The organism is Sorangium sp. So ce1504 (assembly GCF_051521635.1).
Classification (GTDB): Bacteria; Myxococcota_A; Polyangia; order Polyangiales; family Polyangiaceae; genus Sorangium; species Sorangium cellulosum_B.
Genome location: NZ_CP150365.1, coordinates 2,654,945 through 2,675,721 on the forward strand (window position 1 = coordinate 2,654,945; position 20,777 = coordinate 2,675,721).

At 70.1% G+C, this 20,777-nt stretch carries 10 protein-coding genes and 2 pseudogenes; 4 read left to right on the forward strand and 8 right to left on the reverse strand.

Translation table 11 applies throughout. From position 1 onward, the window contains the following. Positions 1 to 404 precede the first annotated feature (404 nt). A pseudogene (locus tag WMF39_RS10285) lies at positions 405 to 2,654 on the forward strand (WD40 repeat domain-containing protein); the annotation flags it as partial. A 483-nt stretch (positions 2,655 to 3,137) separates the two neighbouring features. Here WMF39_RS10285 and WMF39_RS10290 read toward each other — a convergent pair. The 6 genes from WMF39_RS10290 to WMF39_RS10315 all read right to left on the reverse strand — a co-directional run bounded on the left by WMF39_RS10290 (position 3,138) and on the right by WMF39_RS10315 (position 14,818). Next, positions 3,138 to 4,133 carry a DDE-type integrase/transposase/recombinase gene (locus WMF39_RS10290; RefSeq protein WP_437745359.1) on the reverse strand — a complete coding sequence of 332 codons (996 nt, stop codon included), beginning with the start codon at positions 4,131 to 4,133 and terminating at the stop codon, positions 3,138 to 3,140. Positions 4,134 to 4,583: 450 nt separating this feature from the next. Next, positions 4,584 to 6,866, reverse strand: coding sequence for an SUMF1/EgtB/PvdO family nonheme iron enzyme (locus tag WMF39_RS10295; protein WP_437745360.1), 2,283 nt, complete (start codon positions 6,864 to 6,866; stop codon positions 4,584 to 4,586). Beyond that, complete coding sequence (locus WMF39_RS10300; RefSeq protein ID WP_437745361.1) at positions 6,866 to 8,197, reverse strand: PEGA domain-containing protein; 1,332 nt, start codon at positions 8,195 to 8,197, stop codon at positions 6,866 to 6,868. Before WMF39_RS10300 ends, WMF39_RS10295 begins: the two co-directional genes overlap by 1 nt. A 293-nt stretch (positions 8,198 to 8,490) precedes the next feature. After that, positions 8,491 to 9,054, reverse strand: coding sequence for a hypothetical protein (locus WMF39_RS10305; RefSeq protein WP_437745362.1), 564 nt, complete (start codon positions 9,052 to 9,054; stop codon positions 8,491 to 8,493). A gap of 8 nt (positions 9,055 to 9,062) precedes the next feature. Further along, complete coding sequence (locus WMF39_RS10310) at positions 9,063 to 12,839, reverse strand: nSTAND1 domain-containing NTPase (protein WP_437745363.1); 3,777 nt, start codon at positions 12,837 to 12,839, stop codon at positions 9,063 to 9,065. After that, entirely contained in the window at positions 12,836 to 14,818 is a 1,983-nt protein-coding gene (locus WMF39_RS10315) for a CHAT domain-containing protein (RefSeq protein ID WP_437745364.1), read from the reverse strand. The genes WMF39_RS10310 and WMF39_RS10315 overlap by 4 nt, the downstream gene beginning before the upstream one ends. 301 nt (positions 14,819 to 15,119) lie before the next feature. On the opposite strand from WMF39_RS10315, the gene WMF39_RS10320 reads away from it, so the two are divergent. Next, on the forward strand, positions 15,120 to 16,613 hold the full coding sequence (locus WMF39_RS10320; RefSeq protein WP_437745365.1) for a hypothetical protein: 1,494 nt from the start codon (positions 15,120 to 15,122) through the stop codon (positions 16,611 to 16,613). Positions 16,614 to 16,952: 339 nt separating this feature from the next. Then, positions 16,953 to 18,140 (forward strand): PAS domain-containing protein, encoded by a 1,188-nt coding sequence (locus WMF39_RS10325; RefSeq protein ID WP_437745366.1) that lies wholly within the window; start codon positions 16,953 to 16,955, stop codon positions 18,138 to 18,140. Between the two features lie 408 nt (positions 18,141 to 18,548). Here WMF39_RS10325 and WMF39_RS10330 read toward each other — a convergent pair. Next, positions 18,549 to 18,674 (reverse strand): annotated as a pseudogene (locus WMF39_RS10330) (MBL fold metallo-hydrolase); the annotation flags it as partial. A gap of 90 nt (positions 18,675 to 18,764) precedes the next feature. Between WMF39_RS10330 and WMF39_RS10335 the strand changes: the two are divergent. Then, positions 18,765 to 19,208, forward strand: coding sequence for a hypothetical protein (locus WMF39_RS10335; RefSeq protein ID WP_437745367.1), 444 nt, complete (start codon positions 18,765 to 18,767; stop codon positions 19,206 to 19,208). Here WMF39_RS10335 and WMF39_RS10340 read toward each other — a convergent pair. After that, a complete protein-coding gene (locus WMF39_RS10340; protein WP_437745368.1) occupies positions 19,201 to 20,694 on the reverse strand; it encodes a reverse transcriptase family protein in 1,494 nt (497 codons plus the stop codon). The genes WMF39_RS10335 and WMF39_RS10340 overlap by 8 nt on opposite strands. Positions 20,695 to 20,777 lie beyond the last annotated feature (83 nt).

Sequence of the window (20,777 nt, forward strand, 5' to 3'; positions counted from 1 at the left end):
GAGGCGAGCGAAGGCGGGACCGGGAGCGGGCGAAGTTGAAGCAGGGAGAGGAAGACGAGCGGCGGGCGGCCCGGGAGCGTGCGGCGCGACGGAGGCTGGTGGCGAGTGCGGCCGTTGCCGCCGCGGTGGCCGTGGTGGTGGCGGTCATCGTCGTCCGGGCGCTGGAGCAGCGGGGCGCGGCACGGAATGCGGAGGCTGCCGCGCGGAGGGCGGAGGAGGCGCAGCGGGAGGCGGCGACCCAGGCGGCGCTGATGCGAGCATCCTCGCTGATGGCCGGCGCTCGTGAGCTGCTGGCGCGAAATCGGCCAGAGTCAGCGGTGCAGCTGCTGCTCGAGGTGAGAGACGCGGAAAACGTACGTGGCTGGACCGAGCTGACACGTGATGTGCTGGCCTCGGCTCCTTCGATGCTCACGATGCGCGGCCATCGGGGCGACGTGCTGCGTGCTGACTTCAGCCCCGATGGGAAGCGCATCGTCTCGGCCTCGAGCGACAAAACGGCGCGGGTGTGGAACGCGGACGGCAGCGGCACGACCGTGGTGCTCCGGGGCCACGAGGGCGCCGTCATGTTCGCGGCGTTCAGCGCCGACGGGCAGCGCGTGGTCACGGCCTCGGGCGACGGGACGGCGCGGGTGTGGAGCGCGGATGGCAGCGGCGCGGCCGTGGTGCTCGGGGGCCATAAGGGCGCGGTTGTGTTCGCGGCGTTCAGCGCGGATGGGCAGCGTGTGGTCACGGCCTCCCACGACAACACGGCGCGGGTGTGGAACGCGGATGGCAGCGGCACGGCCGTGGTGCTCCGGGGCCACGAAGGCGAGGTGAGCTCCGCGGCGTTCAGCGCGGATGGGCAGCGTGTGGTCACGGCCTCCCACGACAAGACGGCGCGGGTGTGGAACGCGGATGGCAGCGGCACGGCCGTGGTGCTCCGGGGCCACGCGGCTGCGGTGATCTCCGCGGAGTTCAGTGCTGACGGGCAGCGTGTGGTCACGGCCTCGAACGACAAGACGGCGCGGGTGTGGAACGCGGATGGCAATGGCAGTGGAGCGCCGGTGGTGCTCCGGGGCCACGAAGGCGAGGTGAGCTCTGCGGAGTTCAGCGCTGACGGGCAGCGTGTGGTCACGGCCTCGAACGACAAGACGGCGCGGGTGTGGAACGCCGGGAGTGCCCGGAATGGCCCTGTTCACGCGGATGAGTCCGAGCACGCGCAAACCGGTTGCGACCACGACCACGCGGAGGACGGAGGCGCGCCTGTCGTGCTCCGCGGCCATGAGGTAGGCGTTGGGTACGCGGCGTTCAGCGCAGATGGGCAGCGGGTAGTCACCACCGGGTTCGACAGGACGGCGCGGGTGTGGAACGCGGACGGCAGCGGCGTGCCCATCGTGCTCCGTGGCCACGAGGGCGACGTGAGCTCCGCGGCGTTCAGCCCTGACGGGCGGCGCGTGGTCACGGCCTCGAACGACACGACGGTGCGTGTGTGGAGCGCGGACGGCAGCAGCATGCCTGTCGTGCTCCGGGGCCACGAGGCCCCGGTCTGGTCGGCGGCGTTCAGCGTTGACGGGCAGCGGGTGGTCACGGCCTCGAACGACAAGATGGCGCGTGTGTGGAGCGCGGACGGCAGCAGCAGGCCCGTCGTGCTCCAGGGCCATGAGGCCCCGGTCTGGTCGGCGGCGTTCAGCGCCGATGGGCGGCGGGTGGTCACGGCCTCGCACGACAAGACGGCGCGTGTGTGGAGCGCGGACGGCAGCGGCGTGCCCGTCGTGCTCCGGGGCCACGAGGCAGGGGTCGGTTTCGCGGCGTTCAGCGCCGACGGGCAGCGGGTGGTCACGGCCTCGAACGACAGGACGGCGCGTGTGTGGAACGCAGACGGCAGCGGCGCGCCCGTCGTGCTCCGGGGACACGAGGACTGGGTCAGATCCGCAGCGTTCAGCGCCGACGGGCAGCGGGTGATCACCATCTCGCACGACAGGACGGCGCGTGTGTGGAACGCAGACGGCAGCGGCGTGCCCGTCGTGCTCCGGGGGCACGAGGCCCCGGTCTGGTCCGCGGCCCTCAGCGCCGACGGGCAGCGGGTGGTCACGGCCTCGCACGACAGGACGGCGCGGGTATGGAACGCGGATGGCAGCGGCATGCCTGTCGTGCTCCGGGGCCATGAGAGCTCGCTGCTCTCCGCGGCGTTCAGCGTTGATGGGCAGCGGGTGGTGACGGCCTCGCACGACAAGACGGCGCGTGTGTGGAACGCAGATGGCAGCGGCGCGCCCGTCGTGCTCCGGGGCCACGAGGCAGGGGTCAGCTTCGCGGCGTTCAGCGCCGACGGGCAGCGGGTGGTGACGGCCTCGCATGACAGGACAGCGCGTGTGTGGAACGCGGATGGCAGCGGCACGCCCATCGTGCTCCGTGGCCATGAGGGCTCGCTTCTCTCCGCGGCGTTCAGCGCCGACGGCCAGCGCGTGGTCACCACGTCGGACAAGACGGCGCGGGTGTGGGCCATCTCTGCCGACGCGCTTCGGCAGGCGCTTCGCGCCGCCGCGAGCGACTGCATTTCTCCCGAGATGCGCCGGACCTACCTCGATGAGAGCGACGAAGACGCCCGTCGGGGCTACGAGTCCTGCGAGCGCTCGTACGGCCGGGAACCGTTCTATCCGGAGATCGACCCACCGTGAGCCGCAAAGGCGCCTACTTTGCACGACGTCTACCGCTGAAAGCGCGAGTCCGAGAGACGACCACGCGGAACCGCTCCTCAACAATACGCATCCTCCGTGACGAGCGACGCCCGATCAACGGCCCCGACACCCGTGGCCTGACTCGTCACCGCCCCTTCCGCGAATCCTCACCTGTAAGGCGGAGCTCCAGAAGGCTCGAAGGTGGCAGCCCTCGGGCCTTCGATTTTTCGGCGGGCGCAACGTCTGCGCCGCGGAGGCGAGCGCGGCCCAGATCGGCGTAGGTGCCGGCGGTGAACGGTGAACGCTGGCGATCACGTGGCCGCGATCTTCACCGGCCCGACGCGGGGCGCGATGAACACCGACACCACCAGCTCATCCAGCATGAGGGAGGGAAGGCGGGAGCGGTGGGTGTCAAGATAGTTGTCCAGTAATTCGGTCAGGTTCTCATGAGTGCTTTGGCCTCGTGGGTGTGGGGGTTGAGGGTCACAGGGCCGATCGGCGTCCAGGGCGGCGTGGGTACTCGGGCCGGTACTTGAGGGTGCGGAAAAGGGCCTCGGCGTAGAGGTTGTCGTCGCTGACGCGAGGGCGGCTGAACGAGGGCACGACGCCCAATCGCTGGAGGGTGGCGAGCATGGTCGAGCCCTTCATCGGGCCGCCGTTGTCCGCGTGCAGCACCAGGCAGCCAGAGCCCACGTTTTCGCGGCCGCAGGTCTGCTCGACGAGGCGAGCGGCAGCCAGCATCGACTCCTCGGCCTCGACCGACCAGCCGACAATCTTGCGGCTGTAGACGTCCACCACCAGGTACAGGAAGTAGAACGCTCCGCGCACCGCGCTCCTCAGGTAGGTGATATCCCAGCACCACACCTGATTGGGTCGTTTGGCGACGAACTCGCGAGGACGATGGGCGCTTGCCGGTCGAGCCGGATTGCGGTGCGCGAGCAGCCCATGTTCGCGCAGGACGCGGTAGAAGCTCGACTCCGAAGCGATGTAGACGCCACGATCGGCCAGGCGCGGAACGATCTGCTTGGGCGAGAGGTTGCGGAACTCGGGGCTGTTGGCCGTCTCGACGATGCGCCGGCGCTCCACCTCGGTCAGCTTGTGCACCGGGGCGTGGTGCGGTCCGGCTCGGCCGTCCTCGCCGCCGGCCTCCCCTCGCCAGCGGGCCACGGTCCGCGCGCTGAGCCCGAGCACGCTGCAGGCCGCCTCGAGCGTGGCGCCGCCCCGCACGGCCTCGTCGATGAGCTCGAGCGTCACCTGTCGGTCTCCGGATCCGTGTCGTCGTCCCCGTCCCCCCAAATTGCTTGGACTTTTTTTGCAATACCAGCAGCGCCGCCGCCTCGGCGAGGGCCTTGTCCTTGCGCCGCAGCTGCCTCTCCAGCTCCCGAACGCGCCGTGACGGGGCCGGGCCGTGACCTGCCTTCGCCGGCCCGCCCAGCGCCTCCAGCGCAGCCTTGCGCCACTCGGCGAGCTGCGCCTCATGCAATCCCTCGCGGCGGAGATACTCGCCGAGCTCCCGCTCGGAGAGCGCCGCCGCCTCCGTCATCGCGCGCAGCTTCTGCTCCGGGGTCCAGTCCTCGGGGCGGCGAGCGACGGCAGGGGGCGGAGGCGCGGAGCGGCGAGCGTCGTCGGACATGGGCGCCACGCTACGAGCATCGCGAAGCCAGCGCGAGAGCGTCGTCTGATGCACCCCCGTCTCGGCGGACAGCGCCACCGCCGTCGGTCCTCCTGGAGCGAGAAGCCGCTGGACGATTTTTCTTTTGAAGGATTCTGAGTACTCTCTCACCTCAAAGCCTGTCTCCGCTCCCCGACAACGGTGGCCTGATCCTCCGTAAGCGGATCAGACCGGGCGACAACTTCTCTGACACGGGGGGGAGAGGGTTGGCGTCTTCGTTCCCGCCTTCATGTTTGCGGGGGATCTCGTCGCATGGTTCACGGCGTCCTCGCGCACCGGACGCCCACGTTGCTGCCGAAATTCCCTTCGACGTTGCGATTCCGCGGGTTGCCGTGGCTGCGTGTGGACGAGCGCAGGGGTGACCCGCTCGTATTCCAGCTCCCGCCGAGGAGCCCCCGATCCGTGCCAAAGCCAAGGTAGGCGCAATCGTTGCATTCGATCTCTGCGAGGTAATCGGAAAATATATCGAGATTCCACTCCCACATGCTTCCTGCGAGATCTGATTGTCCCCACTTCCCGTCGCCGTGCGGCGATTTTGAGCCTACATTCTCGATTGAAAAGTACTGACACGACGTCCAGCCGTCGCAGTTGTATAACGCATGCGACGAGTCGAGCGTTGTCGACGATGGCGGCGTCGACCACGGATACGTCCTCTGCTCGCCTCCTCCTGCCGCGGCATAGTTCCACTCCGCCTCCGTCGGTAACCTCCCGCCATCCCACGCGCAAAAGGCGAACGCAGTGTACCATGTGAGGCAGTTCATCGGCCGGTTCTCGCTCCCCATCGACCATGTGGGCCTCATGCAGGACGCCAGCTGCGCTTCCAGCGTCTCTCGATCCGCGGGCAGCTCTGCGTCCCAATCCATCGGCCAGCCGCTTCCCTCAATCAGCGGATGCGCTCCAGCTCCCGCCGCAGGCCTGCTTGCGGGGTACATCTCCACGAACTTCCGGAACCGTCCCACCGTGACCTCGAATCGGTCCAGCCGGAAGTCACTCACCGTTGCAGGATGGTTCCTGTCGTCGAACCGGTGATACCTGCCTCCCAGCACCACGGGGCTCAGGCAGCAGCTCTCGTTCCTCTCCGGACCGCAATTCAAGGGCAGACCCTCGCAGCTTCGTCCAGGGCACGAGCCAGCCTCGCACGAACTCTCGCACTCGGTCCGGTCCTTCCAGCGCCCGCGCTCGTCGCACGTCTGTGGTGTATTGCCCGAGCACCGCGCATCCCGGAGCGCGCACTCTCCTTCGCAGACGCCTTCGATACACGTCTTGGATTCGCACGTCGTGCCGGCGGCCCAATTGCCGCTGATGTTGCACATATGCGGGGTATTGCCGAAGCACCACACGTCCGAACCGGGCGCGCACGACACCACGCAGTCGCCACCATAGCAATGCGTAGGGCCGCCGCACGCCGGGAGGGTCGCCCACGCTCCCTTTTCGCACTGCTGCGGCACGCCGCCCGCGCACCGCTTCTGCTCCGGCGCGCAGGCGCCGACGCACCCGTCTGCGTCGGCGTCGTCGCATGTCTGCCTCTCGTCGGAGCACGACCTCTCGTCCTCCCACTGCCCGTTCGCGTCGCAGTGCTGTAGGGTGTTCCTCTGGCAATGCTTTTGCGTCGGCGCGCAGATGCCGATACAAAGGCCCAGCTCTTTGCTGCACGTCTGTTCGCCGCATGGGTGCGGGGGTTGCCACTGCCCATCCATGCCGCACTCCTGCAGCGCGTTGTCGTCGGTGCACTGCTTCAGTCCTGCCTTGCATTCGCCGACGCACCCGTCTGCGTCGGCGGCGTTGCAGGTCCGCTCGTCGGAGCACGACCGCTCGTCCTCCCACTGCCCGTTCGCGTCGCAGTGCTGTAGGGTGTTCCCCTGGCAATGCTTTTGCGTCGGCGCGCAGATGCCGATGCACGCGCCCAGCTCTTCGCTGCACGTCTTCTCACCGCATGGCTTCGGGTCCCGCCACTGCCCGTCCGTGCCACACTCCTGCAGCGCGTTGTCGTCGGTGCACTGCTTCAGTCCTGCCTTGCATTCGCCGACGCACCCGTCCGCGTCGGTGGCGTTACAGGTCCGCTCGTCGGAGCACGACCTCTCGTCCTCCCACTGCCCGTTCGCGTCACAGTGCTGTAGGGTGTTCCCCTGGCAATGCTTTTGCGCCGGCGCGCAGACGCCGATGCACGCGCCCAGCTCTTTGCTGCACGTCTGGTTGTCGCACCGCTGCCTGCTCTCCCACCGCCCCGCATTGCTGCACACCTGGGGCACATCGCCCGCGCACTGCGTCGCGGGTGGCGCACACTCACCGACGCACGTTCCCGACGCGTTGTCGCAGACCTGCTCGACGCAATCCGGCTGGCTCTCCCACGTGCCATTGGGGCCGCACACCTGCGGTGTATTGCTGTCGAGGCACCTGCGCGCGCTGGCGCTCGGGCAGCCCGCGACGTCGAAATCTTCGATGCCCAGCACCGAATTGCACCCCAGGAGAGCGGCGCTGCAGCCGAACATCGCAGCCACCGCGACGCCGGCCCGCGCGTACCGTGCTCGCAGCTTGCTCATCAGAACCTCCCTTCGATCTCGAATCGCCCGAGCCCCACGCCTGCACGCCACGCCACCCCGGCCGCCGGCTTCGCGCCGCCGCCGGGCGCGCCGGCGCGCCGCTCTCCCCCGCTGGGCTGCAGCACGAACAGCGCCGTGGTCCCTGCGGCCACGCCGACGGCCCCCACGACGAGACCCACGGTCGCCAGCGTCGCGAGGTCGCCTGCCTCGTCCAGCTTATCGCGTTCCGATTGCGGGCACGAGGTGCCCCCGCACCTCGATCGGACCTCGCCAACCTCCTTGAGCGCCAGACCCCCGGTCACCGCGAGCAGCCCGAGCCCCAGCGTCCCCACCCCATAGCCCACCCCCACCGCGATGTTCCTCGTCCTGCGCTCCCCCTCCGGGTCCGGCTCGCGCTCCAGCACCACCTGCACTTCCCGCTGCTTGCGCCGCTCCAACCGCACCGACTGCCTCGCGAGCAAAAAGCCCGCCGCGCGCACCTCGACCGCGTGCTCGCCCAGCAGGAGCCGCCCTTCCCACGGCGTGCGCCCCACCACCTTGCCATCGATCGTCACGTACGCTCCGCTGGGCGTCGACTCGACCCGCAGCGACGCGTCGACGTCTTGCGCGCTCAGGACCACCGGCGTCACCTCGTACAGCTTGACGGTCGCCGTCTGCACCGGCGACGCCATCTGCGCGCCCTCACGCGGCGCCTTCACCGCTCCGGAAGCGCCCGCCTCCGGCGTCGTGCACTCCTCGAGCGCCTGGAGCCCCACGAAGCCGCGCAGCTGCACCCGGTGCTCGCCCGCATCCACCACCCCTTTCCATGGCGTCACGCCGAGCCGCTGCCCATCGACCTCCACCTCCAGCGTCCAACCGTGCTTCTCGCTCACCGAGAGTATCCCCTTCCTCGATGTCGCGCGCAGCTCCACGCTCTTCTGCCCGGGCTTGATATCTTCGGTCACGGTGATGGGCATGAATCCGTCCTGCTCCACGCGGATCTTGCGGACGCCTACCGCGACGCTCAGCGGCTCCGATATCGGCAGATTCCCGCGCTGCCGATCGTCGATGTACAGGCGCGCGCCGGCGGGTGTGTCGCCGACAATCGTTAGCTTCACCACAAACTTCGAGACCTCGGCGATGCTGGTCTCCACGGCAGTCCTGAACGCGGGCTCGGCATTCGGAAACTCCCGCAGCATCTTCTCATACAGGGCCAGCGCCTCGTCATGCCTATAGAGCTGGTGGAGCGAGGAGGCCGCCTGCGTCATCGCCTTTGCCGTCGTCTTGATTTCTAGCGATTTTTTGTACTCCTCGTACGCTTCACCCCACCGTTTCGCATCGAAGTGTTCCATTCCCCTTTTGAAGTGCGCACTTGCATCGGCTTTCTTCGAGGCGTCCGTCTGCGCGGTGTCATCCATCGCCGTCGCAGATGCACTCGGCGCCGCGGACGGCGGAGCCTGCGCCTTCGCCGCTCTCGCCATCAGCAGCACCGCGGCAACTGCGGATCCAGTCGCCACCCACCCAGCAACACGACCAGTCATGTTCACGTCCGTCTACCTCTCTGACACAGCCGCTTCACGCCTCGTCCTCTGTACGTGCCACCTGGTGATTCGCAAAGGTGGTTCGCCTGTTGAAGGCATGCGATTCAATGTGGATGATGGTCTTTAGTTGTAGAGCTTGGGTTCCTGTTCGGGCGCGTTGAAGGAGATGGTGTTGTTTCCGCTTGTTCCCCTGGCTCTTCGTACTGGTCGAACCGGTCTGGATCCCTCTGCTTTGGCGTCGCTGCTCTGCGCGCCCCCGGCGGGGGCGGCGCGGGCGCGTTGAGGTCCAGAAACGCCGGCGACGCTCCGGACTTCTCGAGGGTAACCGTCTTGTCGATGTGCTTCTCCCCCTTGAAGACGCGGACTTCCCATGTCTTGCCGACCTTGCCGACCAGCTCGACGACGCCATCCGTCCGCCGCGCCGGCTGACCGTCCACCGTCACCGACGCGTCGCCGGGCACCACGAGGAGCACGGCCCGGTGCTCGCCCGACGCGCGCGCCATGCGCCGCGCTCGCTGCACCGGCCTGGCGAGGATTCTCTCGCCGATCGCGCCCTTCTCCAGGGCAGCGCCCGAAGCCGCCGGCGGTGCCGCGCCGGCGTCTCCCGCCGGCCTCTCGCAGGCCGCGAGGAACATCAACATTCCCCCCGTCCAGGCAACCCTGCGCATCGCCGCCCTCATGGCCCTTGACCCTCCCTGGGAGTTCGCTGGCGATCCTGCTCGCACGTAGTATACGCCTTCCGCGCCACGTCCTCGCCCTCCGCGAGGTAGAGGGCCCGCGTCTCCGCAGGGAGGCAATCCACATTGGCCTCCTTCAGCCCCTGCTTCAACAGGCCGATATCGAGGGTCCAGGTGCGCGTCGTGTTGTCGGCCGTGACAGCGAGGAGCCGCTGGCTACCGTCCAGGAATGCCATGGCCAGCGCGGGCGCCGGGACATCGAGCTCGATGGGCTCATCGAACCTGGTGGCGTCCCACAGGCGCAACCCCCCCTTCAGCGACGAGGTGGCGATGCGTGCGCCGTCAGAGCTCCAGATCGCGCGCAGCACCGGGCTCCCGTGATCGAGCGCCACCGTGGGAGCGCCGCTGTCCGCGTCCCAGACCTGGGCGGTGTTGTCCTCCGAGGCGGTGATAACGCGCTTCCCGTCGGGGCTCCATGCCGCCGCGTGGATGGCACCCTCGTGTCCCTTGAGCACCACGGGCTCGCCCTGTCCGTCGGTCCGCCAGATGCGCGCGTTGTGATCCCTCGACGTGGTGACGAGCCTCGCGCTGTCGCGGCGCCACGCCGCCGAGGTGAGGCCGTCGGCGTGCCCTGACAGCCGCAGCCGCTCACCCGATCCGTCGAGGCGATGGATGAACGCGTCCTTGTCGTCGGAGACGGTGACCACGCGCGTCCCATCTGGGCTGAAGATCGCCGCGCGCACCGCGTCCTTGTGGCCGGGGAGCTTCACCTCCGCGACCTTGCCGTCGAGTTGGACGACGCGTGCCGTCCCGTCGAACAAGGCGACGGCGACCCGCGTGCCGTCGGGGCTCAGCGCTGCGCTCGCGACCCACGCTTTGTCGTCCTGGAGCCGCGTGGCGGCCGATCCTTCGCCCACGTCGAAGATCTCCTCCGGCTCGCCGGCCTCGCCCGCCCGAAGGCGACGCACCCTCCCGTCGTCGTACGCCGAGACGATGTCGCCCCCGGCGCCGATGAACGCCGAATGGTAGAAGGCTCGTCGCTCGCGCGGCAGCGACGCGAGCTGCGTCGGACGCCAGATCCTCGCCGTCGCGTCGAGCGGGCGCCCGCCGTCGTCCCCATCGCCGGTGAGCACCCGCGTCTGATCAGGGCTCCATGCCACCGAGCGGACGGGCGCTTCGTGTCCGCTCATCACGAGCGGCGCGCCCCCCTCCACGGGCCAGATGCGCACCGTCTGGTCGAGCGAGGCGGTGGCCAGGTACCTTCCATCCCGTCGGAATGCCGCGAACGTCACGGCGAGGGCGTGCCCGGACAGGACGACGGCCTCGCCCTTGCCGTCGGCGCTCCACACGCGCGCCGTGCCGTCGTCGGACGAGGTGGCGACGAACCTGCTGTCGGCGCTCCACGCGGCATGGCGAACGCCGCCCTCATGTCCCTTCAGCACGATCGGCCTGGTGGCGCGCGACAGCTCCCAGATGCGCGCTGTCTTGTCGCGCGAGGTCGTGACAACGCGTGTCCCGTCGGGGCTCAGGGCGGCGAAGGTCACAGGCCCGCTGTGCCCCTCGAAGAGGACCGGCCTCGTCGGGGCGTCGGCGCTCCACAGCTTCGCCGCTCCGTCCTGCGAGACGGTGAGCACGCGCTCGCCGTCTGGATGGAATACCGCGACCCTGAGCGGCGCCGTCCGGTCCGAGAACTTCGCAACCTCGCTCGCGCCGTCGGCGTTCAGGCTCAGCACCAGCGCGGTCACCTTCGGGTCGTCGTGCGACAGGAGCGCCACGACCACCCGCTTGCCATCCTCGCTGAACGCCCCCGCCGTGACGGATTGCGGACGGCCTTCCTTGGCGGGTCGCGGCGGCACGAGCCGGACGCTCTGGCCCAAGCCGTCGGCATTCCACATGTACGCTGCCCCGTCCTCCGAGCCAACGAGCACGCGGGTGCCGTCAGGGCTGAAGGCGGCGACGGTGATCGGCCCCGCCTGTGGCGCGACCACCACCGGACCGCCCTTGCCGTCCGCGCTCCACAGCCGCGCGACGTGGTCGGCCGAGGTGGTCAGGACCCGCTTGCCGTCGCTGCTCCAGGCGATCTCCCAGACCGCGCTCTTGTGCCCGCGGAGGGTCACCGCGAGCGCGTTCGTGCCGAGGGCCTCGTTCGCGAGCGCGACCCAGCCGTGCACGCGCTCGGGCTCCCGCACCTCGGGTAAGAGCTTCGTCGCCCAAGCGAGCTGGCCGCGGCTGGTGAGCTTGCGAAAGCCGGCGAGGAGCCGCGCATCGTGCGCCTCGGTCTGCTTTGCCTCTGCGTCCCTGGCCGCACTCCTTGCGTCTTCCCTCGCCTTGATCGCAGTACGTTCGGCGCTGTCCGCGAGCTTCTGCTGCTTGAGCGCCCAGAGCCCCATCACCGCCGTGACCACCGCCACCGCGAGCGCCGTGAGCGCGAGGAACCGAACCTTGGCGAACCGCGCCTCGGCTTCCTCTCGTTCGCGCCGCCGCTCCGCCTCCAGAGCCTCCTCGCGCCGCTGCTGCTCGGCCTTCAGAGCCTCCTCGCGCCGCCGCTGCTCGGCCTTCAGGGCGTCCTCGCGCCGCTGCTGCTCGGCCTTCAGGGCGTCCTCGCGCTGCTGCCGCTCCGCCTCCAGGGCCTCCTCGCGCCGCCGCTGCTCTTCCTCCTGTTCGCGCTTCTGCCGCTGCTCGTGGACCCTGCTCGCCAGCCAGTCGTGGCCGATCTCGAAATACCTACTGCCCTGGTGCGCCTGGGCGTAGAGGATCGCCGCGTCCGCCAGCGCGCTCAGGATCGGCCGGAGCTTCTCCGCGGGCATGAAGCCGAGGAGCTCCTTCTCGGTGCGCAGCGTCCGGCTGCCGTCCCCGGTGACGAGCTGATGCTCGAGCAGCCGCTGCGCCTCCGGCGCCAGCAGCCCGAGCTCCTCGAGCGTCGCATCGAAGTACCGGCGCAGGATCGACTCCGCCTTGAACACGCCCTCGGCGCCGCCCTGGGTGCGCTCCTTCCACAGCGCGCGGCACACGATCTGCGCGTACGCCGCCTGGATCTCCGCCGTGACGAGCTCGCTCTCGCCGGGCATCCGCACCTCGAGCATGAGCCTGCGGAGCTGCTCCTCGTCCCAGCGCTGCGGCGGCTGCCCCTCGGCCGCCGCCCGGCACACCGCTTCGACCATCTCGCCGACCGTCATCGGTCCGAGCCGGAACCCCTGCGCGAGCAGCTCCTTGCGATCGCGCGCGCGATCCCGGAATCGCCCCAGGTAATCCTCCCGCAGCGACAGCGCGATCTGCAGCCTCTGGATCGGCGTCCGCGCGAGCCGGTGCACGCCGTCGATCAGCGCCGCGGTCTCGGCCTCGGCGCGGTCCGGGAAGAGCAGCTGCTCGATCTGGTCGAGGTAGATCAGGATCGGCTGCTCGCTCCGGCACTCGGCGAGGACCATCGCCTGGTCGAGCGCCTCGAGGGGCGGGACGTCCTGAGGGGTCACACCGAGCTCCAGGTCCTCGAAGACCGCGCGCACGAGCCACGGGAGCGGCGTCTCGCTGGGCGGCCAGCCGAGGACGCGCACCACCTGGAAGTCGTGGGTCTCCTCCAGCCGGGGGATCACCCCGGCCTGCATCAGCGACGACTTGCCGGCCCCCGACGGCCCGTACAACGTGGTCGACGGGTGGGCGAGGAGCTGGTGCGACAGCTGGGCGACGAGCGCGTCGCGGCCGAAGAAACGATGGCGATCCACGGCGCGGTACGGCGTGGGGCCGGGAAACGGATTCGCGCTCTCCTGAGGATCGCTCACGAGCCGCCCTTCTCTTCAAACGCCTCGGCGAGGTCCTCCATGGAGGATTCGATCGCCTCGATGCCCTCGTCCTTGCCCGGCAAGCCCGATCCGTTCTTCCAGAGCTCTCTCTCGGCGTCTTCGGGATCGAGCACCGCAAGGCTGCCGTGCGGAACACCCCGGGGATAAAGGCGGTGGAGCAGGAGCCGGTGGTGACCGGTGACGATCGACATGCCGACGAGCAGCGTGGGGCGGTAGTTCAGCGTGCTCCGGATCACGTTCACCAGAGCGTCCGGAAGCGCGTCGCCCAGACTGAGTAGGCCGAGCTGGTAGTCGTCCTCCGTCATCAAGGGCCGGTTGGGGTCCTGCAGCGGCGTGAAGCCACCGTAAGGCCGGAAGATCACGATCGCCTTCTCCGGGTCGAGCACCGCGGGCGGTTCGTCGAGCTCCGCCCACTCTTCGCTGTCCGCTTCGCGGCACAGCATCAGCACGCCTCGATCTCCTTGCTGGAACACGTAGATCGGGCGCTTCGGCTGCTTCTCGGCCACGGCGTGCTCGAGCCACGGGTGCCGCAGCAGCGTCGTGTGCACGCCTGAGCCGACGACGCGCGCCAGCGCGTCGATGAAGGGTGGGGGGGGCGCGCCGCGAAACGTGGTCCGGAAGGCGGTGTCCAGCTTGGACACCCCGTGGTGGAGCGCGACACGCTGGGCGAGGGAGCTCATGGACAGCCCGGGAGCCGCCGGAGCGGGCGCCTTCTTCAGGAGCTCTTTGTGAAGCTTGTCACGGAAGCCTGAGAGCAGCGGGCGTTGCTCCCGGAAGCGATCGCCCAGCAGCAGCGAGAACGGCTTGTCGAGCATCTGTGCGAGGGTCGGAGCGATCCCGTTCGCGACCGGCCGCGCGGGGCGCGATGCTGGACGCTCGATCTTGCGCCCTTTGAAATCGAAGATGACGCTGTTATCGGGGCGGCGGAGGTACACGACGGGCGAGAACGCCTCGGCGCTGCCGTCGAAGTCGCCGAGGATCGCGCGCCGGGCCTCGTTCATGCTGAAGGCGACGTCGCCCTTGCTCTGGGAGCCGGCGGCGAGCGCGCGGTAGAACTCCGCAGAGCACGCCCGTGCCACATGGGCCTTGACCGGCCAGAGGTGGGCGACGACGGCATCCGCGCCGCCCCGGGCCAGGATCTCCGCGGCGGAGGCGAACGCCGAGGGGCGGGCTCCCTCGCACGCCTCGAGGACGATGAGCCTAAGGAAGCTGCTGAGGCTCGCTTGGAGCTTCTGGGCGAGCAGCTCCACGGGTAGCCAGTGCTCTTCGCCGTCCTGATCGCCGAGCTGCAGAACAGGGCCTCCGTTCTTCTGGCCGCCGTGCCCGAGGAAGTGGAGCACGTGGGGGATCGGCTCGCGGCCGAGCCGATCGAAGAGGGCATCCCTGCGCGCGGCTGGCCCCACGACCGGGGGGAGCCACTCGATTTCCCCGGTGTCGATCCGCTCGCTGAGCGCCATCCGGAGCGCCTCGAGGCCCGCGCCTCCCCTGGGGGCGACCGCGAGGACGCTCACCGCGCCGCGTACGGAGCGTACGGGACGGGGCTGCCAGGGGATATCCGACTTCACGCCGCGCACGGGCAGGAGCAGCGGTGAGCTGGCCCAGAACCCCATCGCTTCGCCAGGTCTGCAGAGCGCCTCCCACGGCACGGCCTGGAGCGCCGGATCCTGCACGCAGAGCCGCACCAGCAGCGGATTGCCCGGCGTCGCGGCGATGCCGGTTCGCAGCGGATCGAGGCCGGCGAGCACGGCGCGCTGGAGGAGCTGCGCCGTGGCGAGCAGGTCGGCGGTGAGCGGCCGGCCATCCCTGGCGGCGGCGCTCACGGCGGTGGTGAAACGGGAGAGCGCGTGGATGTCGAGGTCGGCGCCCAGCGCGTGGGCGGTGCTCTGGGCCTCGTCGCCCCATCGCGCGCTCGCGCGCACCTCCGCATCAGCGCGGGTGAGGTCAATCTCCATCGGCATGCGGAGCACCTCGCGGCATGGGCATGACCTCCGAGGCTACACCAATGGGCGGTGCGCTCGCATAGGTTTCGCGCGCACATCGCGGTACCGTGCGGGCGGTGCAGTCCGCTCCTGCTCGTGTGGTGCGTGTGGCGCGTGTGACGCGCCTTGTCGTGATCACCGGCTGGGCGGGCGACGACGTTCTTCGTTAGAACCGGTATTGCAACGGCGGCTCTGGCGTGCCCTGTGAGCGAGCCAGGTACGACGCTGTGGCGTCGGCTGCATTGACCCACCGGTGTGCCCCTGGCACCCTGCGACCGCCATGAGTGCCGCACTCCCCAGCACCCTGGAGCTCCTGCTCGCGGACGCCATCGAGCTCCGCCCCATCCTCGCGGCGGGCCTGCCCGAGGTCGCTGCGGGCAGCGCGCTGCGGCCGGAAAAGGTGCCTCGTGGCGTGGACGCGCTCTCGCTCGACGCGCCCGACGCGGATCCCAACGATCTCGCGCTCCAGCGCTGGTCGGTGATCGCGCCCGAGGGCGCGCTGGGCGACGAGGCGCTCGAGGCGATCGCGCTGCTCCTCCGGCTCAGGGAGGCGGAGCAGGGGGCGCCCGTGAGACCCTACCGCGTCAAGCCTGGAATGGACATGGCCGAAGCGGCCCGGTGGAAGACCGATATGCTGTGCGACGAGTCGATTCCGGAAGAGGAGAGGCCCCGGTATCTGCTCCTCCTCGGGGATCTCGACGCCGTCTCCGCCGAGCTCCAGCACGTCCTCGCGAACGGCGCGTTCGTCGGCCGTCTCCACATCGCGGGCGCCGACGGCAAGTCGGATCCCAGCGGCTATGCCGCGTACGCCGACAAGGTGGTGCGCTGGGCCAAGGAGCCTTCTGGCCACGACCGGCCCGACGCGCTGTTCTTCGTCGCGGACGACGGCACCGCCGCTACCCAGCTCGGCCGCAGCCTGCTCACCGAGCCTTGCGTCACGATGGCGCAGAGGCAAGGTAGGCGACCCTTCCCGGCCGCGAACATCATCGAGATCCCCGGCGCCGACAGCGCAGACGATCTCCTCCGCGCGGGGAGCACGCCGAGGCCTTCCGTGCTCCTGTCCGTGAGCCACGGGCTCGGCCGACCCCGTGGCGGGTGGGCCTCCGTCGATCAGCAGCGCGCGCTCCAGGGGGCGCTGCTCGTGGGCGCACAGGGCAGCTCCGCGCCGCTGCTCACGGCGGACATGCTGCAACACGCGCCCTTCCTCCCAGGCGGCCTGTGGTTCTGTCTGGCCTGCTTCGGGGCCGGGACGCCGAAGGAGAGCGCGTTCTATCCCTGGCTCTCGCTCCTCGCGCGCGAGGGCGCCTACAGCGGCCAGGTCCAGCGGGTGCTGGCGAGCTTGCCTCAGGGCGGCGAGCGTCCGTTCCTCGCCGCGCTGCCGCAGGCCGCGCTCCGGAATCCAGAGGGGCCGCTCTCGGTGATAGCGCATCTGGATCTGGCCTGGACCTTTGGCTTCGTCGATCCCAACAGGATGACCCAGAGCCGCGCCTCCCGGATCTTCAGCAGCATCCAGGCCATGGCCCGCGGCAGCCGCGCCGGCGTGGCGCTCGACGCGCTGATGCGCTCCTACCGCGAGGTCAACGATGAGCTACTCTGCGGCTACAACGCCGAGGAGGACGCGCGCGTGTGGAACCGGCCTTCTCCGGTCGATCCCATGCAGCGCGGCAGCGCGTTCATGCTGCGCAACGATCTGCGGGGTTATGTGCTCCTCGGCGATCCCGCGGCGCGGCTGCCCTTGAAGGGGAGCCAGGCCCCGCACCCGACAGCGCCGTAGTCAGCCATCGCGAACCCGGCGCGCGCGTCGCTCTCCTGACTCGCGTAGGTGCGAGCACGTCCACGCCACGCCCACGACGTACTCTACAGCCGTCGATGGGAACGCCGTGGACGGGCAGAGTCCTGCCCCTTCATGGTCTGTCGCTCTACATCGCGAACCAGGCCCAGCCCGTCCAGCACCGCTCGCCCGTCCGTCACTCACGGAACCTCCGATGTGAGGGACGGTGGCTTTCGTCGCGGGCACCGGCGCGCGCCGTAGACAAGGCGCTGAAGCACAGGCATCTTCAACGATGCGGCATGGTGCGTCTGCTGCGCCGCACGGGCCGCGGGGGAGGTATGGATGCACGCAGACTTGGACGCATTTCCTGAACCGCTCGCGGTGCTCGACGCGAACCTCCGGTTGCGGGAGGCCAACCTGGCCTGGCGCAACACGTTTGGAGAGGCGGCGCTGCTTGTGCCCGAGGCGGAGGAGGCCGCTCGCGCGGTGCTCGGCGGGGCCCAGAGCCGGGCGGAGATCGACGCCACGGCGAGCAACGGGGCGAGCCCGCAGCGCTGGACGCTCCTGCGGTGCTCGAGATCCGAGGGAGAGCCGCTCGTCTTCGTCCACGCTCATGCGGCCGACGACGCTCCGCAGCGCCGCCGCGAGGAGGCGCTCGCCGAGGAGCTGGAGCTCCTGCGCAACTTCATCGACCTCGCGCCCAACCTCATGTTCATCAAGGACCGGCGCAGCCGCTACGTCATGGCGAACAGCGCCCTCGCGAGCTGCTACGGGATGACGCCGGCGCAGGTCGTCCACGCGTCCCAGCACGAGCTCACCGCGAGCGTCGATGAGGCCTCAGGCTTCACAAGCGTCGACCGGCAGGTCATCGACACGAGACAACCCGTGGTCATCGAGGAGAAGGAGACGCGGCCGAACGGCGACGTGCACTGGTACGAGACGGTCAAGAAGCCCATCCTCCGCAGGAGCGGCGAGGTGCAGGTCGCCTGCTTCTGCGTGGATGTCACCGAGCGCCAGAGGGCGCAGGACGCGCTCCAGAGCTCGGCGCGCGAGCTCGAGTCCATGGCCGCGGCGGCCCGGCGCGAGGCGGACGAGAAGTCGGCGCTCGCGGCGGAGCTCGACCGGAGGCTCGCCGTCATCCAGGCGCAGCACCGGCAGATCCTGGCGCTCTCCGCGCCCATCCTGGAGGTCGCCGATGGCGTCGTCGGCGTGCCCCTCATCGGCGCCATGGATGAGGAGCGGACGGCGACGCTCACCGAGCGCCTCCTCAACATCATCGCGACGCGGCAGGTGCGCAGCGTCGTGCTCGACCTCTCGGCGCTCGAGACGATCGACACGCGCACCGCCGACCGGCTGGTCGGCATCGTCCGCGCGATAGGCCTGCTCGGCGCGCGCGCGGCGATCACCGGGATCCAGCCAGCGGTCGCGCACACGATGACCTCGCTGGGCATCGATCTGTCGAGCATGGTCACGATGCGCACCCCGAAGGACGCGATCCGCCTCTTCTCGACGACCGGCCCAGCCCGCTAGTCCGGCGGGCGCGTCACATCGGCTCTTGAAGGTCCTTGTAGCTCGACAGCCCGCCGAAGTTGAACCCGATGCCGAAATCGTAGACGAGCCCCGGCCACCACGATCGAGAACCAGTCCGTGGGGTTCACGCCGAGCATCACCGGCGCGTGAAGACAGACGATGTGTGCCGATGTCTCGTCGCTCACCGCAGCTGGGGCGTCCGCTGCAGGTGGGGCACGCCGGCGATGGATCCGGCCAACACGCGGGCGTGCCGCCGCACCTCGTCAGCGCCGAGCGGCCCTCCGTGGCCCAGGTAGAAGGTCTGTATTCCCTCGTCGACCAGCCGCGTGAGCTCGACGCCGACGGCGCAGTGACCACGATCGCCTTCACGTCGGACCAGCCGCGGCCCGCGCGCGCCAGCGCCTCGCCCACCCTGGGCGCCGCGTCCGTCACGCCGGCATCGACAAGCACGCAACCGGTGGCGCCGACGAGCAGGTGGGCGTTGAGCATGCGAAAGGGTAGAATGGGCACGCGAATGATCTGGGCGGCAGACATGATGTTCCTCCGGCGCCGAACGCCTGGCCTCAAGGTGGTGTGTCGGGGCTCCTCTCGCCTGGCCCGATTCGACGCGACGGATGGTCCACGATGGAACTGACCCACGTGGCGACACCTCCGGAGTCGATGCTCGAGCGCGCGGTGCGGGCCGGCCCTGGCGAGCTGCTCTGGCTCGGCGCCGAGCCGTTCGAGGTCCGCTGCGAGCCCAGAGTTTCCACGGGGCTGCTCAAGATCGTCGCCGTTGCCGAGGGGGAGGGGGTGATCGTGCAGGCGGGGCGCCGGGCACTCCTGCGCGAAGGGACGTTCGCGTGGTTTCAGTCGGACACCCCCTTCGAGCTGACGATGAGCCGTGGCCGGCGGCTGCTGCTGCGGCTGCCGCTGTCGGCGGTGCAGCAGAGGCACCCGGGGGTCGACCTACGGACGGCCGTCACGCGCGGCGAGGAGCACGCGGGTGAGCGGGTCGTGGCGGGGCTCTTGCGACGCCGCGTCGCCGGCCCGGGGCTCTTCAGCCGCGGGGTAGCCCGCCCTACGTGAGCACGGGGCGCGCCTCGGGAGAGCCCGCCTCGCCGGCAGGCGCCGGCTGATTGCGCTCCAGCGCCTCGATGCGCCCGAGGAACGCGCGCCCCTTGGCCGGATCCGTCATGTACACGAACGCCGCGAGCCCCTTGAGCTGCGCGAGCGTCTCGCCCTTTCCTGGCCTCCCGAGCTCCCGGTTGCGGATCGCCGCGCGCAGCGCGCGCACCCGCTCGCGCGGGACGCGCGCCGCCGGCGCCCCCTCGCTCGCCTGGTTGACGACGAGGCCTGTCACCTTCTGCCGGCTGCCCTTGCGCATCACCACGGTCTTGCTCGGATGCAGCCGGAAGCCCTCCGAGCTCAGGATCTCTCGGAGCCCGCGGAGCAGCGCGCCCACCGGCGCGCGCGGCCGCGCGGCGTCGGCGAGGCCGGGCGCCTCGGGCGCGCGGAAGGAGAACGTGAGATCGTCAGCATACCGCGTGTAACGAAGCCCCAGCTTGCGGGCGAGGCCGGACGCGCGCCGATCGAGCCGCAGGCAGATCGCGTTCGTGATCGCCGGGGAGGTGGGCGCGCCCTGCGGGAGCACGCGCGGGCCCGTCGCCACGTAGAGCGTCTGCCCTCGGAACTGCACGACGTCCCGGGGCGCCTCCGTCGAGAGGAGCGCCACGAGCGTCGCGGGACCCTCGGCCACGCCGGCCTTGCGGAGCAGGCCGCGCACGCGGCGCCACGTGATCGTCGGGAAGAAGTCCTTGATATCCACCTTGACGATCGTGTCGGCGCCGGCGTGCGCGGCGGCGTTCGTGACGATGGATCGGCTCGCCAGGAAGCCGTGCGCCGCGGCGTGGACCGGCAGCTTCTCGAACAGGTTGCGGAGCGCCCAGCGCTGCGCGCGCTTCAGATCCCGCTTCGGCGACGAGATGGTGCGCGCGCTGCCGTCGCGCTTCGGGATGTGCCACCGCCGGTAATGGGTGCCCGTGTCGACCTCCCGGTGGTACGCGAGCCAGCGGAGCCGCGGGATCGACAGCCCCAGCGCGCTCGCGAGCTCGGCCGCGCCCGGCAGGTCGGGGAGCCCGTGCGCCCGCGCGCGCTCGCTCAGCCCGGGCACATCGAGCCTGTCCGGCCCGACACGGTCGCTCCAGTGCACGCCCGCGCCAAGGTGGTTGACGTGCGTGGCGACGTAGGCCTCCCAGGCCAGGCGGCGCAGCGAGCGGCGCTCCCTGGCCTCGACCTTCTTGCGCTCCTTCCACTGCGCGCGCTCCCGGTCGGACATCGCCTTGGGATCGCCGGTCGCGAGGGCGCCCTTCGACGTGAGCTCCGCGCTCACCCACGCGTCGATCCCGCCCGCCTCGTCGATCGCCTTCCAGCGGGCGACGCGCTCCTCGTGGGCGAGCCGGCGCGCTTCTGCGCCTACGCCGCGGGCCGCCGCGCCGCCGGGGGCAGGCGGCGTCGTGATGGGGAGAACGACGGGGGCTCGGGCTTGAACGGTCGCGTCGATCTTCGCGGTCATGTCTCGGTGGGAGCGTGGTGGTGAGTCACGATGGAAGCGATCTGTCCTGAGGAGGCCGGACCGTCGATCGCTGTCTCATGTCG

Bases quoted from the DNA above. Each gene is read 5' to 3' on its own strand.
- WMF39_RS10290 (WP_437745359.1), bottom strand. From the start codon at position 4,133: ATGAGGCGCAGCTCGCCGAGTGGCGCAAGGCTGCGCTGGAGGCGCTGG.
- WMF39_RS10295 (WP_437745360.1), bottom strand. From the start codon at position 6,866: ATGAGCAAGCTGCGAGCACGGTACGCGCGGGCCGGCGTCGCGGTGGCT.
- WMF39_RS10300 (WP_437745361.1), bottom strand. From the start codon at position 8,197: ATGGAACACTTCGATGCGAAACGGTGGGGTGAAGCGTACGAGGAGTAC.
- WMF39_RS10305 (WP_437745362.1), bottom strand. From the start codon at position 9,054: ATGCGCAGGGTTGCCTGGACGGGGGGAATGTTGATGTTCCTCGCGGCC.
- WMF39_RS10315 (WP_437745364.1), bottom strand. From the start codon at position 14,818: ATGCCGATGGAGATTGACCTCACCCGCGCTGATGCGGAGGTGCGCGCG.
- WMF39_RS10320 (WP_437745365.1), top strand. From the start codon at position 15,120: ATGAGTGCCGCACTCCCCAGCACCCTGGAGCTCCTGCTCGCGGACGCC.
- WMF39_RS10325 (WP_437745366.1), top strand. From the start codon at position 16,953: ATGCACGCAGACTTGGACGCATTTCCTGAACCGCTCGCGGTGCTCGAC.
- WMF39_RS10335 (WP_437745367.1), top strand. From the start codon at position 18,765: ATGGAACTGACCCACGTGGCGACACCTCCGGAGTCGATGCTCGAGCGC.
- WMF39_RS10340 (WP_437745368.1), bottom strand. From the start codon at position 20,694: ATGACCGCGAAGATCGACGCGACCGTTCAAGCCCGAGCCCCCGTCGTT.